At 37.9% G+C, this 17,143-nt stretch carries 10 protein-coding genes, 2 tRNA genes, 2 rRNA genes and 2 pseudogenes (1 of these 16 cut by a window edge); 1 reads left to right on the top strand and 15 read right to left on the bottom strand.

Annotated elements, in window-relative coordinates:
- Window positions 1-14: 14 nt before the first annotated feature.
- From OEI98_RS00415 to OEI98_RS00365, 10 genes and pseudogenes are all read right to left on the bottom strand, one after another.
- Entirely contained in the window at window positions 15-1,190 is a 1,176-nt protein-coding gene (locus OEI98_RS00415; protein ID WP_266038877.1) for a glycosyltransferase family 4 protein, read from the bottom strand.
- 29 nt (window positions 1,191-1,219) lie between these two features.
- A complete protein-coding gene (locus OEI98_RS00410; protein ID WP_003871339.1) occupies window positions 1,220-2,266 on the bottom strand; it encodes a nucleotidyltransferase family protein in 1,047 nt (348 codons plus the stop codon).
- Window positions 2,267-2,535: 269 nt separating this feature from the next.
- Window positions 2,536-3,946: pseudogene (ltrA, locus tag OEI98_RS00405) on the bottom strand (group II intron reverse transcriptase/maturase).
- A 447-nt stretch (window positions 3,947-4,393) separates the two neighbouring features.
- Window positions 4,394-5,284: a glycosidase gene (locus OEI98_RS00400; RefSeq protein ID WP_003871340.1), complete on the bottom strand. Its 891-nt coding sequence runs from the start codon at window positions 5,282-5,284 to the stop codon at window positions 4,394-4,396.
- 14 nt (window positions 5,285-5,298) lie between these two features.
- Window positions 5,299-6,207 carry a glycosidase gene (locus tag OEI98_RS00395; protein ID WP_003871341.1) on the bottom strand — a complete coding sequence of 303 codons (909 nt, stop codon included), beginning with the start codon at window positions 6,205-6,207 and terminating at the stop codon, window positions 5,299-5,301.
- A gap of 2 nt (window positions 6,208-6,209) precedes the next feature.
- Window positions 6,210-8,092: pseudogene (locus OEI98_RS00390) on the bottom strand (beta-galactosidase trimerization domain-containing protein).
- A gap of 18 nt (window positions 8,093-8,110) precedes the next feature.
- Window positions 8,111-8,947, bottom strand: coding sequence for a carbohydrate ABC transporter permease (locus OEI98_RS00380; protein ID WP_003869934.1), 837 nt, complete (start codon window positions 8,945-8,947; stop codon window positions 8,111-8,113).
- On the bottom strand, window positions 8,934-9,812 hold the full coding sequence (locus OEI98_RS00375) for a carbohydrate ABC transporter permease (protein WP_003869935.1): 879 nt from the start codon (window positions 9,810-9,812) through the stop codon (window positions 8,934-8,936). The genes OEI98_RS00380 and OEI98_RS00375 overlap by 14 nt, the downstream gene beginning before the upstream one ends.
- Entirely contained in the window at window positions 9,809-11,134 is a 1,326-nt protein-coding gene (locus OEI98_RS00370) for an extracellular solute-binding protein (RefSeq protein WP_003869936.1), read from the bottom strand. Before OEI98_RS00370 ends, OEI98_RS00375 begins: the two co-directional genes overlap by 4 nt.
- Window positions 11,135-11,205: 71 nt before the next feature.
- Window positions 11,206-12,255, bottom strand: a complete 1,050-nt coding sequence (locus tag OEI98_RS00365; protein ID WP_003869937.1) for a LacI family DNA-binding transcriptional regulator — start codon at window positions 12,253-12,255, stop codon at window positions 11,206-11,208.
- Between the two features lie 291 nt (window positions 12,256-12,546).
- Between OEI98_RS00365 and OEI98_RS00360 the strand changes: the two genes are divergently transcribed.
- Entirely contained in the window at window positions 12,547-13,272 is a 726-nt protein-coding gene (locus OEI98_RS00360; protein WP_266038865.1) for a pseudouridine synthase, read from the top strand.
- A 25-nt stretch (window positions 13,273-13,297) separates the two neighbouring features.
- On the opposite strand, the gene ymfI is transcribed toward OEI98_RS00360, so the two are convergent.
- The 5 genes from ymfI to OEI98_RS00335 form a co-directional block, all read right to left on the bottom strand.
- Window positions 13,298-14,035 (bottom strand): elongation factor P 5-aminopentanone reductase, encoded by a 738-nt coding sequence (ymfI, locus tag OEI98_RS00355; protein ID WP_003869939.1) that lies wholly within the window; start codon window positions 14,033-14,035, stop codon window positions 13,298-13,300.
- A gap of 128 nt (window positions 14,036-14,163) precedes the next feature.
- A tRNA-Gly gene (locus OEI98_RS00350) sits at window positions 14,164-14,238 on the bottom strand.
- Between the two features lie 13 nt (window positions 14,239-14,251).
- A tRNA-Asn gene (locus OEI98_RS00345) sits at window positions 14,252-14,326 on the bottom strand.
- Window positions 14,327-14,336: 10 nt separating this feature from the next.
- Window positions 14,337-14,445, bottom strand: a 5S ribosomal RNA gene (gene rrf / locus OEI98_RS00340).
- 32 nt (window positions 14,446-14,477) lie between these two features.
- A 23S ribosomal RNA gene (locus OEI98_RS00335) occupies window positions 14,478-17,143 on the bottom strand (it continues 596 nt past the right edge of the window).

Here is a 17,143-nt window from a genome sequence, read left to right as displayed (position 1 = left end):
AATTCCCCCTTCCTCTATATCACAACTTCCTCCCTTGATTTAATGTCCAATACAGACAAAATCATTATGACATATCTGTAAGCAACGTTATTCCACATCATTGTATTCCCTAATTTTTTAATTTCTGACTCTATCTGCAGCCTTTTCTCAGGGTTTTCAAATATATACTCAATATGTTTAGCTAAAGACTTTGCATCACGGAAATTAGCAAGCAATCCTCTTCCTTCTCCTAAAATTTCTTCAGCGTACATATAAGGAGTGGAAATAATCACTTTCCCTAAACCTGCTGCATATGCTAAAGTACCGCTTACAGCTTGTTCTTTGTTTAAGTATGGAGTCATATATATATCTGACATCTTCAAATACTCCAAAATCTCTTTCTTCGTAAGATATTTGTCCACAAATTTTATATTATCTTCTACTCCAAGGTCATGGACTAGTTTTTGAAGTTTCTCCCTATACTCTTCCCCAAATTCTCTCTTTATGTTTGGATGGGTTTGTCCTAAAATTAGGTATAATACATCTTTGTATTTTTTAGCCACAATACTTATTGCTTCTATGCCATACTCTATTCCTTTGCCCGGATTTATAAGACCAAAAGTGCTTATTATTCTTCTGCCTTTAAATCCATATCTTTCTTTCAATGTTTCTTTGGGTAATACTGGAAGATTGGGCACACCGTGAGGAATGACAGTGATTTTATTAGAAGGTATGTGACATATCTTTTCAAGAAGTGGTATAGTATTTTTAGCCATTGTAACTACTTTAACACTTTTTTTACCTAATTCTTTAAGTATCATAAGTTGTTTTTCATTTGGATTTGATAATACTGTGTGGACTGTCAAAACAAAGGGTATATTTAAATTGTCTACCAAATCTAATAAGTACTCTCCACTTTCTCCTCCAAATATTCCGTATTCATGTTCTATAATGAGCAAATCTATGTCAGATTCATTTAATTCACGGGCTAATCTTACATAATCTTCTCTTACAAATTGTTGTAACTGATATTTAACATCACTATCGTATTCGTAAGTTTTATTATCGTTTATTGCAATTACTCCTGCAAAATTAATAAGTTTTATCTTTTTTATTTCATTAACTAAATCTTGAGTAAAAGTAGCAATGCCACATTCTCTTGGTGGATAAGTGCTCAAAAATGCTACATTTCTCCCCAATACGCTCATCATATCACGCCCCCTTCTTAGTTTGTTTAGTATTAAGTTGTCAACGTAGTACTTGCCAATCTATTAGCTGTAAACACTGTATTTTTAACTTCCATATTCACCTCTACTATACATTCTGAAGTGACAACTGCATTCTCTAATCTTGCAAACCTGCGCACTTTTACATTATCCCACAATACACTTTGTGATACTTTGCTCTCTTGACCTATTCGACAGTTATTCCCAATTACTGTATACGGACCAACTGTAGCATAGGCATCAATTTCAGTATTATTTCCAATATAAGCAGGTCCTATCACTTTTGCGGTAGGATGAATTTTAACATTGTCTCCTAAAATTATGCCTCTTGAGGAAGTAGTACTTACAAATCTTGATTTTCCTTTTAAAATGTCCTCATGAACTTTTTTGTATTTATCTATTGTACCTATATCTATCCAGTAGCCGTTAAATTTATAAATAGCCATTCTATACCCTTTTTCCAAAAGTTTGGGATATGTCTCCCTCTCTACAGATACTACTGTATTTTCAGGAATTTCTTTTAACACCTCAGGTTCAAATACATATACTCCTGCGTTAATATACTTAGAATTACTCTCGCCTGGTTTGGGCTTTTCTTTGAAAGCAGTTATAAAGCCTTTTTCATCAAATTCTATAACTCCGTACTGAGAAGTATCTCTTACTTCAATAGATGCAATAGTTACTTGAGCTCTTCTTCTCTTGTGGTATTTTATCAAATCTGCATAGTCAATATCACTGACGATATCAGAGTTTAAAATGAGGAAAGTATCATCAAAAAATTTTTCGGCGTTTTTTATTGCCCCACCAGTCCCCAAAGGAGATTCTTCTGTAATATAGTGTATTTTTACACCTAAGTCCTCTTTTGGCTTGAAGTAATCTTCAATGTACTGAGACTTATAATAAGTACTTATTACAACTTCATCTACTCCACTTTTTTTAAGGTTTAAAATAATCCTTTCTAAAAGAGGTCTTCCCATGATAGGAACCATTGGTTTTGGCAGGTCATCTGTAAGAGGTCTTAGCCTTGTTCCCAAACCTCCTGCCAATAACAACGCCTTCATAAAAGACCCCTCCTTTATGAAGTTTTTCAAAAATTAACCTTAAAAACAAAAGAAGGGCGTGATACAAGTGATATAATTTATAAGAACGATAAGAACTAAGAAGAGGAGAAATATATTAGCACTCTTGAAATTCGGCTGCTAATAAGTATTATAATTAATCCTTTTTGGCATGTCAAGTACTTTTCTGTAAATCGAGTAGGAGCTGAATAATTATTTTATTCAGCGTCCTCTCACACCACCGTACGTACCGTTCGGTATACGGCGGTTCATTAGGAATTGTGTACAATTAGATATCTTTGGGATAAACTCTTATAACCTATGCTTTCAAAGTATTTATTTGTAAGAGTCTTATTTAGGATTGGGCTATTGGATATTCTCCAGTAGCCTTTCCTTGTATTGGCGTATTCCCAGGCTTTTTGTTCTTCTACTCCTAGTTTTACTAAGTTATCATGCTTCGTTTTTATCTTCTTCCATTGTTTCCATATACATGCCCTTAGTCTTCGCCTTATCCATTCGTCAAGGGTTTTCATTATGCTTTTCGCGTCTGCTAATCCAAAATAGTTGACCCATCCTGTTGTTATTTGATTTAGTCTTTTTATTCTGTTTTCCATGCTTATTCCCTTGTTCCGATTGGTTATTTCTCTTACTTTTTCCTTAAACCTTTTGATGGATTTTTCATGGATTCTTATTCTTACTTCGTTTTCTTTTGTATAGAATGAAAATCCAAGAAATTTTCTTCTCCATGGTCTATCTACAGCACTTTTTGCTTCGTTGACTTTTAGTTTTAATTTGCTTTCTATGAATTTCTTTATGCTTCTCATTACTCTGTTTCCTGCAGACCTGCTTTTTACATATATGTTGCAGTCATCTGCATATCGGCAGAATTTATGCCCTCGTTTCTCAAGTTCTTTGTCTAGTTCGTCCAACATTATGTTTGCTAATAGAGGACTTAATGGCCCTCCTTGGGGTGTCCCTTCTTCTGTTGATATTTTGATTCCGTTTATCATTACTCCTGATTCTAGGTATCTTCGTATTAACTTTAGTACCCTTTTATCTCCTATCCGCTTTTCTAGTTTGGACATTATTATGTCGTGGTTTACTCTGTCAAAGAACTTTTCTAAGTCCATATCTACAACCCACGTGTATCCTTCATTTATATATGCTTCTGCGGCTTTTATTGCGTCTTTTGCACTGCGTCCTGGTCTGAATCCATAACTGCTATCAGAAAATGTATGGTTGTAGACTCTATTTAGTATTTGGGCTATTGCTTGTTGTATTAACCTATCTAGTGCTGTAGGTATTCCTAGTAGTCTTACTCCTCCATCTGGTTTGGGAATTTCTACTCTTCGCACTGGTTGTGGTTTGTATTTCCCCTCCAGCAGTTGTTGTTTTATGGTTGCCCAGTTTTCTTTGAGATACGGTAGAAGTTCATCTACTCCCATCCCATCGACTCCATGGCTTCCTTTATTTGCAACAACGCTTGTATGCTGCTTCCATGTTCCCTCGTTCTACTATCATTTCAAGCATCTTGCCGGTATATCTTTGTACCTCGTTTCTTCCATCTTCCGACGCCGATGATATACTATGCACTTCCGTTGTCTTTTGAAATTCCATTTCTCTATTCAACGGATAGCCTGTTTGTTGAGTTGTCTGCAGTCTCTGCATATCTTTCGAGTCCATAAGATTTCCAAAACCTCCTAACGTTCGGTCCTTCCTTATCTATTCATGACTAGATAAGTACTATGACCTCTGCTGACTTCTCAAGGTTCAGCCATACATCACTGCATGGGTTGTCACTTCAGATTTTACTTCCATGACTTATCCTTGAGACCTCCCCGGGTAAGAACGATAACTTTCATCTCATATATCTGCCAGATTTACTGTATGGGATTCGGGTAGTGTTGGACTTCGTTTTGTTACGCAAACTCATCCATCCCAATTCAGCCTCTTATCTGGTTCTTGTTCATCAGACCGAGATTTTGCCTTAAGCTTCCTTCAGATTCCACCTCACGATGGACACCCTTGCTCTTGGCTAGTGGTTCCCACTACCAAGCCCACAGCGGACTTTCACCGCCTAGTTATCGCCCATGCCGGGCGCACATAAAAAACAGGCCTTTTAAAAGCCTGCTAAAATTTGATATCTTTCATCTCTAATATCGCCACGCCTATAACAGTATCCGCACCCCCATAATAAACGTAAATAGTATCATCTTTTACTGCATTACCACAACTAAATACAACATTAGGAATGTATCCTTCTTTTTCCCACTGTAGTTCTGGCTCTAAGATAGGTTCTTTTTGCCTTGCAATAATCTTTGATGGATCTTCTAAATCTAAAAGGACTGCTCCCAATCTATATACATTATTGTCATCAGCTGCATGGTATATCAAAAACCAACCATCTTTTGTCCTAATAGGCGGCCCTCCAATTCCGACTCTCGCACTTTCCCACGTTCCAGGAATTGGCTTAATGATAGGCTTATGGTCATACCAATTTTTTAAATCTTCTGAAAAGGCAATCCATATATCTGGATACCTTCTATGAAGCATCACATACTTTCCATTGATTTTTTCAGGAAATAAAGAGGCGTCTTTATTAGGTTCATCTAAAACTACTCCTTTTCTCTCCCAATCTATAAGGTTTTTGGAGGTAGCCAAACAAATCCTATAGTCATCATGAAACCTGTCCCCAAAACCTGTGTACATCATATAATAAATGCCGTCAATTTTGACTATCCTTGGGTCTTCTAATCCTCTGAGCTCTTGTTCTGTCTCATTGCTCATCACTGGTTTGTCTAATCTCATAAAATTAATCCCGTCTTTGCTAACTGCATACCCCAGGCGAGAAGTATATTTCCCATATTTGGCGTGAGGTCCAATGTCAGTAGCCCTATAAATCAAGTGAAACAGTCCATTGTCATAAATTGCTGCAGTATTAAAAACTGCTGCTCTTTCCCATTCATTTTCTGCTTTTGGCATCAATACTGGCTTATCTGATAATCTCTTTAATTTTATCACTCCATACACTCCTTTTAAAATTTTACTTTTTCTTTTTCAATGGCTGCTACACCTATATGGGTATCTGCTGCTCCGTAATACACGTAATACATGTCATTCACTTCAACTGCTCCACAGCTAAATACCACATTAGGCACAAGCCCATTTATTTCCCAATCCAACTCTGGCTCTAAAATAGGCTCTTTTTGTCTCGCAACAACCTTTGATGGGTCCTTTAAGTCTAAAAGAGCTGCACCAAGTCTGTACACATTGTTGTCATCCACCCCGTGATATATTAAAAGCCATCCATCTTCTCTTTTTATAGGAGGTCCTGCTATGCCAATTTTCTTTGACTCCCATGTGTAAGGTTTAGGGGACATTATAATCTTATGGTCATACCAATTTACTAAATCATCAGAATAAGCAATCCAAATATCGGGCATTCTTCTATGGAAAAGCACATACTTTCCATCTATTTTTTCGGACAAAAGCGCCGCATCTTTATTGGGTTCATCAAGAACAATTCTATGTCCTTTCCAATTTTTTAAATCATCAGACCAAACCATACATATTCTAAAATCCAGCCAGTCCCTTCCTCCAAAACCTGTATAGAGCATGTAATACTTGTCGTCAATTTTTGTAATTCTTGGGTCTTCTACTCCCCACGCTTCTTGTGGGGGGTCCCCCACTAAAACAGGCTTGTCAAATCTTTCAAAATTTATACCATCTTCGCTTACAGCATACCCAATTGAGGATACAAATTTATATTTTTCTTCTGGCTTTTCAGTATTCAAAACAAATTTATTATTAGAGGCTCTGTAAAACAAGTGGAATTTATTATCTTCATATATTACTGCTGCATTAAAAACAGCCTCCTTTTCCCATTCATGCTCTTTTATTGGCGACAATATAGGTTTGTTACTAAGTCTTGTTAGCCTGAACATCTTTATACCCCCTTTTCCAGCAAAATTGCAACTACTCCATTAGCCTCTATTGTGAAATTTTCTAAATTAATCTGCCTTCCGCTGATTAAATCTTGTATTTTCTCATTATTTTTTGTTTTTCTACTTATTCTTATTTTAGTATGAATATCTATGTCTTCATGATTTATAAAGAACACAAGGGTTTTCCTGCCATAATCAAACTCTTTTACTTCAATATAAGGAGATTCTACTTTTACGTTGTATTCTATTCTGCTCAGCTCTTTAGCATACTTATAAATCAAATAAGACCTGTCAGTCTTATATACATCGGGCATATAACTTAAATAGAGCTCAATAGGATACGTAACAAGAATAGCATTCCCTTTGCCATATTTATTTATAACTATTGCCGGGTTATTCTCATCATCATTTGCAATTACACGGCCTGTTGTCGGCTTTGCAATAAGTCTTTTATTAAATTTAAGAGCTTTATAATTTAAATCAATTCCAAGTTCTTCACAATGCATTGATACTGTCTCATTTTTGGGCACCATAGAATATTGCGTTTTAACTCCAAAAACCTCATCAAAACCTTCTACAGAAATTCCATCGTATGATACATACAAAGTGCCACCATTTTTAACAAAATCCATAATTTTTACCCATTGGTCATAATTTAAATGCCCTTTTCTATAAGCGGAAGGTAGTATAAGCATTTTATACTTACTAAAATCTCCATCAGCTCTTACCAATTCAACATCTATACCTGCTTCCTTTGCCAGTATAAAACTATTTAAAAGAATCCTAAAATTTCTCTCTGGAGTATAATCGTTACCTACAAATAAAGCACTATAATACTTATCCGGAATGATTATCGCGGCATCACACTTTTTGTGTTTTAAATCCTTATACTCAATTTTATTCATAAATTCAGAAAAAGCTTTTATTTCAAGTCCTGCTTTTTTAACTCTTCCATCAACTGCTGTTATACCAAATTGCGTTTCAAAGGGGGTAGAATTATAGGGAAGCCTTTCGCCAACAGAAAAATCTCCAAAGCACCAGGCTATTGCACCTATCGATTCATTCGCAAGAAGGCTATACAGAACCACCTTGTAATAATTTCCCTCTATATCTTCACTCATCATAAGTGTAGTTGCACCAAATTCCTCCAGTAGCACTTCCTTGCCACCCATAGCTTGGGTTAGTTTAGAAGCAAAAGGTGCCATATAAGTGCTTCTTATAGAATTTACAGGGTCTATACATGTATCTGTATAAATTGGATATGCGTGCATACACAGAAAATCATTTCCTTCTTGCAAGTCTTCAGGATAAAAATTATTATCGGTAAGAAGAGATGCCTGGTGTATTCCAAGTGTTACGGGATGATTTTTGTCGTATTTTTTTATCTCATTTGATAAGACATAGTTCCACAGCCAAGCATCATGTCTTGACTCTGCTTTTACATAATTATCTGGCTCATTTGAAAGGTCCCAAAACAAAATAGCAGATTCATCTTTGTACCTCTCAGCAAAAAAGCGTACCAATTTAATTTGATACCTCAACATAAATGAATCACTGTATATATTCCTACCTTCTCTCCACGGCACATCCCAATTCTCACCGCTCATATGCCCCACAAAAAAAGTAGGCGCGATTTTCATATCAACTTCATGACATATTTTAATAAGCTCGTCAAACTTTTTCACCGCTTCCTCTGATATTACATCAGGCTTTGGCTGAAAATCCTCCCAAAAAGATTTATTCTCATTACATTAATGCCTAAGCTTTTCGCTTCAATAAATTCACTTTTTATCTCATCATAATTCCACTCTTTCCACATTTCAATGCCATGATTCCTAGGCCAATAATTAGCTCCTATTATAAATTCATCTGCAAATTTTGCCATTTTTCTACCTCCGTCATATTATTTTAAAACAAACTGTATACCTTCTTTAAAATTCTTGCTAAAAATTATAAACAAAATAAGTATTGGCATTGTCAAAATTACAGAAGCAGCATACATTGGTCCCGGATATGCACCATATGGTCCAAACATTTGTGCTAGCATAACATTCAGAGTAAGAAGATTTTGATCATGCACGACGAGCATATCCCACAAAAGCTCTACCCATCTTTCCATAAATAAAAACAGGAAAATAACTGTTGTAATTGATTTTGACATTGGCAAAACAATCTTAAAAAGTATTTTAATTTCATTTGCACCATCTATTTTTGCAGCCTCAATTAACTCATTTGGTATTGCTTTAAAAAAATTTGTATACATAAATATCGCCCATAAACTTACAGACTTTGGAATAATCATACCCCAATAAGTATCATATAATCCTAATTTTCTCACCAGCAAAAACGTAGGTATCAAAAGAATAATCGATGGATAAAACATCTGAAACATTATAATGTTATTTATTGTTCTGCTTCCTTTAAAAACTATTTTTGACAAGGCATATGCAACTAATAATGCTGTAACCATCATTAAAAATGTTGATGAAACTGTTACAATAATACTGTTAGCAAAGGCTCTGAGCCACGGACGTGGTGTAACATCTTCTCCTCCACGTAAAAGCCAAATATAAGATTTCAATGTAATTCCTGTTGGTATTATTTTTCTATCAACTTGATCCCATGGTGCAAGCGAATTTAATACCATATACAAATATGGGTATACCATTATAATTAAAAAAATAATGGCTATTGTATACAATAATATAAGTTGCAATTTCTTATTTTTACTCCCAACCATAACTCTTCCCCCAAATTTCTAGCAATCTCCGAACAATTATTATGGTCACAAAAGTCACTACAGAATCAATAATTGCAATTGCAGAGCCGTAACCCGCATTTAGCTTGCTAAATGCTTGGTTATATATTTCTATTTGCCATGTATTTGTTGAAAATCCAGGTCCTCCACCTGTTAATACATAGGGTTCTGTAAATATACCAAATACAAGTCCAACTGCCAATATAGTCACTGTAAACATAGCTGGATATAAAAGTGGCAGCGTAATTTTAAAAAATTTTATCCAACCTGTTGCACCATCTATAGCAGCAGCTTCATATACCTCACCCGGTATGCTCTCTAATCCAGATGTCAGTATAAGCGAATAATAACCCATAAATTTCCACGATATCATAACAGCAATAATCAATGGAGCAAGTATCTGTGAACCCAGCCAATCAATGTTTAAATGCCACGTATTTCTTAACCACACATTTAAAGCACTGTTATATGATAAAATTCCCTTTACCACTACTGATGTAGCAACACCAGAGGCAAGATAGGGAAGAAAATATCCTACAGAAAAAAAACTTTTAAATCTTGGCAAACTGTTTATAATAAGAGAAATTACCAAAGATCCAATTAATACCATAGGCACAAATATTATCATAAACTTATATGTTACAAAAAATGCCGCTTTTACTCCTGGACTTTTAACTGCTTGAATAAAGTTTAAAAAACCAACATTCTCATATTGAGGTGAAATAAGATTCCAGTTAGTAAAAGATAAAAATAATGCTCCAAAAAGCGGAATTACGAAAAATATTAAACTGTATACAAGGTATGGGCTGGCAAAAAGCCAACCCAATTTCTCTTGTCCTTTTTTCATTTAAGAACCCCCTGAATCGCCTTTTTCATATCATCCCAAGCCTTTTGTGCATCTACTTGTCCTGCCACAACAGGATTTACAGCTTTTTGGCCAATTAATGTCTGAATATCGTTAAATTTAGCATTATCAATAGGCGGAATAGCATTTGGTATAGATTCAGCATACAGTTGAAGCTCAGGATGATCTTTTAAGTAATTTTTAAATTGTTCGTTTGTATTGACATCATCTCTTGCTGGTGGAAGATTAGTAATTTCAAACCATTTCATATCATTTTCGGGATTAGAATATACCCATTTTATAAATTCCATTGCTGCTTTTTGCTTTTCAGGACTTGATTGTGCATATATTACAAGGCCTTTTGTATCTGCAAATGTTTTTACATTATCTGTACTCATTCCATCTGGCACTGGAGGTAGTGCAAGCACATAAGTTTCATTTAGCTTAAGTTCTGGATATTTGTCCTTCCATGTATTAAACGTCCAAGGACCAATTGTTGTCCATACACTTATTCCTGTTTCAAAAGGATCCGTAGCTTTTTGCGTTAATATAAGCTTATTTTTTGCCATATCCTCAAGGAATTTAAGTGTAGCAACTCCGGCTTTATCATCAGCAACAAAATTATTTCCCTCTATGAATTTATTACCGTTTGAAGCTGCATCATAAAGCATAAAGAAGTCAAACCATCTTTTCCACCAGGTAGAGTCAATTAAATCTGGATTTGCCCATAAATACTTGTCAGGATATTTTTCTTTTAATTTTTTCCCTAATTCAATAATTTGACTATAAGTTTTTGGAGGTTCATTATATCCCAATTGCTTTAAAATATCGATCCTCCATGCAAAAAGCATCGCGTTTGAATATATAGGCAATACATATTGATGCCCATCCGCAAACTCCCATGCCTGAATTGTGTTTTCCATATTTCTAGTTTTTACAATGTCATTCCATCCATCCATTGTATCAAGAGGTACTAAAGCTTTACTGTCTACAAGTTGTGCCGCAAAACCACGGGAAATGTTTTCTGAAATTGTAGGAGCATTACCACCAGCAAGAGCTGCTTGAATTCCAGCTTCAGATGTTGGTGATTCAGGCATCGGGCTAACATTTACTTTGATGTTTGGATTAATTTTTGCATATTCTTCAGCCATCTGTTTCCAGAAAGTCTGTTGCGGAGGATTTGGAGCAGCCCAAAAATCGATTGTAATAACTTTTTCTTTTGTTGTCTGTGATGCTTCATTCTTTTGGCTTGTACTAGTCCCACAGCCTGCCAAAAGTGATGCAGCAAGAAGTAAAATTAGAATACTTTTAGCTATTTTTTTCATAAAACACACCTCCAAAAATTAATTTTATTTAAAAAACAGCTTAATGCTGTTTTTATGTCCTCTAAAAGTTTTTAATTTCTAACTTCCCTTACTGATTCCCTCTCTATCAGCTTAACCTCCATCCGTATGTGGTCACAGGGCTCTTTTGGGTTTTCCATCCTCCACAAAAGTCTTTTTACAGCTTTTGCTCCCATAAGTTCTTTATTTATGCGGATAGTAGTCAAATGCGGTGTCACAATGTTACATATATCAATATCATCAAAGCCAACTACAGAGATATCGTCAGGTACTTTAATACCCAAAATGCTCAATGCATTGTACAAGGTAATAGCAGCACTGTCGTTGGAGCATACCCATGCAGTAGGAAGTTTATCTAACTTTGAGATAATATTTGCTACCTCTTTGTAGTTTTTGCTTAAAACATATTGTTCTACCTGTCCTATTACACAATATCCAGGATTTACATTAAATATGGGATCTACATTAAGTCCTGCATTTCTCATCGCCTCGTTAAAGCCTAACCATCTTTCTTTAAAACTTAAAGAAAAATCTATTTCACCAAAAAAACCTATTTGAGTATGGCCTTTTCGAATAAGATATTGTGTTGCCATATATGAGCCAGGCATATTTTGAGTTAATACAGCATCTGTACTTATAGTAAATGAAGCATGGTCTACAAGGACAGTTGGTATATCATACTTCAATAATTTTTCCAGATGTTCATCTTTAATAGTACCAACCACTAAAATTCCTGAAACTTTTCTCGTTTCAACACTGGAAGGTACCTGAAAATCATCTTGATTCATGAAGTTTACTAAAATATCGTAATTATTTTTCTTTGCTTCATTCTCTATACCTAAAATTACTTTTGTATAAAAATGAGTATCGCGGAAATTTCTCTCTTCAATCAGTAGGCAAATATTTCTGAAATGATTTTTAGCAATAAAAGAGGGATTTTCATCAAAATACCCCATTTCATCAGCTGTTTTTAAAACTATTTTTCTTGTCTCTTCGCTCACCCCCACCTTGTCATTTAAAGCCAGGGACACAGCATTAATTGATAAGTTCAACCTTTCAGCGATATCTTTCATGGTCACTTTTTTCCTTTTAATTGCCGTCAAACTTAACACCTCTAAAAATCGTTTTCTTGTAATAGATTATAAATCATTTGAATTTAATTATCAAGCAAAATTTACTTGAATTATTATAGATTTTACTTGAATTTTGTTTGTTATAATCTTATCTTAACGATTACTTGAAATATATTCACAATAAAGTAGAGAACACAGCACTTTGTCTAATTTATAATTCAAGTAATTTAAAGTGAATTGAATAAACCAATATTATATACTCTAAAAATACAAAATTTCGTGTTATAATTACATCATAGACTCTTTTTGGAGGTAATTTACATGGCAAAAATGAGAATAGATAAACTTTTATCGAATATAGGCATTGGTACGAGAAAAGAAGTTAAAAAATTCATTAAAGAAGGTCTTGTATTGGTAAATGGAAATACAGTAAAAGATGCTGGTTTAATTGTAGATACTGAATCTGATGAAATTTTATTTGATGGTGAAAAGATCAATTACAAAGAATTTATATATATCATGATAAATAAGCCAAAAGGAGTTATTAGCGCCACATATGACGAAGTTGAAAAAACAGTTATTGACCTTCTTCCTCAAGAATTAAAAGCTCGAAATCCATTTCCCGTAGGAAGACTTGATAAAGATACAGAAGGATTGCTTCTTATAACTAATGACGGAGACTTGGCACATCAGCTTTTATCACCAAAAAAGAATGTTATAAAAAAATATTATGCTGAAATATTAGGCTTTGTCAATGAAAGCGACATTAAAGCTTTCAATGAAGGCATTATACTTGAAGATGGGTATAAAACTCTTCCCGCAAACCTTGAAATTCTTTTTTCTTCTTCTGATGTGTCGAAAGTTTACGTTTATATAAGAGAAGGAAAATATCACCAAATAAAAAGGATGTTTGAATCAGTCGGTAAAAAGGTCATATACCTTAAAAGATTGGCAATGGGTAATCTCACCCTTGACGAAAATCTAAAACCTGGGGAGTGGAGAGAATTGTCTGAAAAAGAGCTATCTTTCCTGAAAAAGTCGATATAAAAACAAGGCTTTCACCAAAGCCTTGTTATATAAATCCCCCATCTACAGTTATAACTTGCCCTGTTATAAAATTTGCCTTGTCAGATAATAAAAACAGTACAGCATTTGCTACATCTTGAGGTTTCCCTATACTCATAAGTGGTATATCCTCAATTAAGTGTTTCTTTTCTTCCCTATTTAAAATGTTGTTCATTCGAGTATCAATTACTCCAGGAGCAATACAATTAACTCTTATTTTAGAAGGCCCTAACTCTTTTGCCAAAGCCTTTGTAAAAGCTATTATTCCTCCTTTAGATGCTGAATAATGTACTTCACAGGAAGCACCGGAAATACCCCAAATTGAAGAAATGTTTATTATACTCCCATGTTTTTGAGGCAACATATGCCTCAAAACACTTTGTGTGCAATTGAAAAGACCTTTTAAATTGACATTCATCATCCTATCCCAATCTTCTTCTGTTATTTCTATAAATGGTTTGATTTGGGCAATTCCTGCATTATTTATAAGATAGTCAATGCGACCAAATTTATTATAAATACTATCAATCATATTGTCTACCTGCTGTCTGTCTGAAATATCTGCTTTAAAAATTTCCGCATAACTAAAATTGCTTTTTATATACTCTCTTAATTTAACAGCTTGCTCATAACTGTTATTATAATGTATTGCTATAGAAGCCCCTTCTTTTGCAAGCTCTATACAAATTTCTCTTCCTATATCCCCAGCACCACCAGTTACAATCGCTACTTTGCCATTTAACATCTCTTTCACCTTCTAAATTAATTGACACTTCTTTTTGTAATTTTATAAAAAAATAAAATTATGTCAATATCAATAAAAAATACTAAAAAAGGTTCTGCATTTACCTCGCAGAACCTCTCATTTTCTTATGGAGCGGATGACGGGATTCGAACCCGCGATCCTCGGCTTGGGAAGCCGATGCTCTACCGCTGAGCCACATCCGCATCTCTTAAAAGTTGGCTCCTCAGGTAGGACTCGAACCTACAGCCTACCGGTTAACAGCCGGTTGCTCCACCATTGAGCTACTGAGGAATATTTTTAATTCCGGCAGCGACCTACTCTCCCGCGAAAGCAGTACCATCGGCGCTGGAGGGCTTAACTTCCGTGTTCGGAATGGGAACGGGTGTTTCCCCTCCGCTATCGCCACCGGAAATCTAGACCCTCAAAACTGCACAAAGCCTTCTCGGTCAAGTCCTCGACTGATTAGTACCGGTCAGCTAAGAGTGTTTCCACTCTTACACCCCCGGCCTATCTACCTCGTGGTCTTCGAGGTGTCTTACCCCGGCACTCAACTCTACTCACTAGTGGAAAGACTATTCTTTATCCTCTCTTTTAGCCATCTACGCCCTTGTCCTGACTTTTTTAAATGTTTCTCCCTTATTAACGCATCTTTTTTATCTCTATATGCTTCATAGTATACTAATCTCCATTTTCCTTCTCTTGTACTCTTTACTTCTTTTCGTTGATGCGCTAAATACCTTTCCTTTATATTAGACGTATAGCCTATATATATCTTTCCTTTTTCATTTGTCAGGACATACACATAATACATCTTGCCTTCCTCCAGTAAGTATAGTTGAGTGCCGGGTGGGAAACCTAATCTTGAGGCGGGCTTCACGCTTAGATGCTTTCAGCGTTTATCCCCTCCGAACTTGGCTACCCAGCTGTGCACCTGGCGGTGCAACTGGTACACCATCGGTTCGTCCACCCCGGTCCTCTCGTACTAGGGGCAGTGCCTCTCAAGTTTCCTTCGCCCGCGACGGATAGGGACCGAACTGTCTCACGACGTTCTGAACCCAGCTCGCGTACCGCTTTAATGGGCGAACAGCCCAACCCTTGGGACCTACTTCAGCCCCAGGATGCGATGAGCCGACATCGAGGTGCCAAACCTCCCCGTCGATGTGGACTCTTGGGGGAGATCAGCCTGTTATCCCCGGGGTAGCTTTTATCCGTTGAGCGACGGCGTTCCCACTCACTGCCGCCGGATCACTAAGCCCGACTTTCGTCCCTGCTCGAGATGTCTCTCTCGCAGTCAGGCTACCTTCTGCCTTTGCACTCTCTCGCGCGATTCCCGTCCGCGCTGAGGTAACCTTTGGGCGCCTCCGTTACCCTTTAGGAGGCGACCGCCCCAGTCAAACTGCCCACCTGCCATTGTCCCTACGCCGGTTCCACGGCTATAGGTTAGAATTCCGGTAATCCCAGGGTGGTATCCCAACGCCGACTCCAGTAAGGCTGGCGCCCTACCTTCTCCGTCTCCCACCTATCCTGTACAAGAATTACCAAAATCCAGTGACAGGCTACAGTAAAGCTCCACGGGGTCTTTCTGTCCAATCGCGGGTAACTCGCATCTTCACGAGTACTACAATTTCACCGGGCCCCTCATCAAGACAGCGCCCAAGTCGTTACGCCTTTCGTGCGGGTCGGAACTTACCCGACAAGGAATTTCGCTACCTTAGGACCGTTATAGTTACGGCCGCCGTTCACTGGGGCTTCGGTTCAGTGCTCTCACACTTCCCCTTAACCTTCCAGCACCGGGCAGGCGTCAGCCCCTATACTTCGTCTTCCGACTTAGCAGAGACCTGTGTTTTTGGTAAACAGTCGCTTGGGCCTCTTCTCTGCGGCCTTTCGGCACTCCTTCTCCCGAAGTTACGGAGTCATTTTGCCGAGTTCCTTAATGAGGGTTCTCCCGCTCGCCTGTGGATCCTCTCCTCGCCTACCTGTGTCGGTTTGCAGTACGGGCACCTTGGACCTCGATAGCGGCTTTTCTCGGCAGCTGCTTCGGTGGCTTCGCCTTCCGGCTCCCCTTCTCAGGCCCCTGCCAGTACGCGGATTTGCCTACGTACCCTTCGGTGCCTGATTGGACGTGCTCTACCAACCGCACGCTCCACCTATCTCGCTGCGTCCCCACTTCTCTTTGCGGCCCTCGGTGGTACCGGATTCTCTACCGGTTCCCCATCGCCTACGCTTTCGCCTCGGCTTAGGCCCCGACTTACCCTGGGTGGATTACCCTTCCCCAGGAAACCTCAGGCTTCCGGCGGTAAGGTTTCTCACCTTACTCTCGTTACTCATGCCGGCATTCTCTCTACTGTACAGTCCAGCTTAGCTTACGCTTTGCCTTCTACCCGTACAGTACGCTCCCCTACCCCACCGCTTCCGCGGTAGCCCCAGCTTCGGTGGCATGTTTGAGCCCCGTTCATTTTCGGCGCAGGACCTCTCGACCAGTGAGCTGTTACGCACTCTTTAAATGTATGGCTGCTTCTAAGCCAACATCCTGGTTGTCTTCGAAGTCCCACTTCCTTTACCACTTAACATGCCCTTTGGGACCTTAGCTGGAGGTCTGGGCTGTTCCCCTCTCGACTACGGATCTTATCACTCGTAGTCTGACTCCCAGGTTCCTCCCTATGGCATTCGGAGTTTGATAGGGTTCGGTAACCTACTTGGCCCCTAGCCCATTCAGTGCTCTACCTCCATAGGTTCTACCCTGAGGCTAGCCCTAAAGCTATTTCGGGGAGAACCAGCTATCTCCGTGCTCGATTGGCATTTCACCTCTACCCACAGCTCATCCCATGGCTTTTCAACGCCAACGTGGTTCGGGCCTCCACCAGATCTTACTCCGGCTTCACCCTGGCCATGGGTAGGTCGCACGGTTTCGGGTCTACGGCAGCAAACTCCCGCCTCTTCGGACTCGCTTTCGCTTCGGCTCCGCTTTTCGCTTAACCTCGCTTGCTACCGTAACTCGCCGGCCCGTTCTACAAAAAGTACGCCATCATCCGGCACTCAACTTAGTGCTTACTCTTCTCTTAACTACTTCTACCTCTTTCTATCCCTCTTACTCTATTCACCCAGTAA

The organism is Thermoanaerobacter sp. RKWS2 (assembly GCF_026240795.1).
Taxonomy (GTDB): domain Bacteria; phylum Bacillota; class Thermoanaerobacteria; order Thermoanaerobacterales; family Thermoanaerobacteraceae; genus Thermoanaerobacter; species Thermoanaerobacter ethanolicus.
This window is presented reverse-complemented; position numbering and strand designations above follow the sequence as displayed.

Coding starts and splice junctions, on each gene's coding strand:
- OEI98_RS00415 (WP_266038877.1), bottom strand. CDS start 1,190: ATGATGAGCGTATTGGGGAGAAATGTAGCATTTTTGAGCACTTATCCA.
- OEI98_RS00410 (WP_003871339.1), bottom strand. CDS start 2,266: ATGAAGGCGTTGTTATTGGCAGGAGGTTTGGGAACAAGGCTAAGACCT.
- OEI98_RS00395 (WP_003871341.1), bottom strand. CDS start 6,207: ATGTTCAGGCTAACAAGACTTAGTAACAAACCTATATTGTCGCCAATA.
- OEI98_RS00380 (WP_003869934.1), bottom strand. CDS start 8,947: ATGGTTGGGAGTAAAAATAAGAAATTGCAACTTATATTATTGTATACA.
- OEI98_RS00375 (WP_003869935.1), bottom strand. CDS start 9,812: ATGAAAAAAGGACAAGAGAAATTGGGTTGGCTTTTTGCCAGCCCATAC.
- OEI98_RS00370 (WP_003869936.1), bottom strand. CDS start 11,134: ATGAAAAAAATAGCTAAAAGTATTCTAATTTTACTTCTTGCTGCATCA.
- OEI98_RS00360 (WP_266038865.1), top strand. CDS start 12,547: ATGGCAAAAATGAGAATAGATAAACTTTTATCGAATATAGGCATTGGT.
- ymfI (WP_003869939.1), bottom strand. CDS start 14,035: ATGTTAAATGGCAAAGTAGCGATTGTAACTGGTGGTGCTGGGGATATA.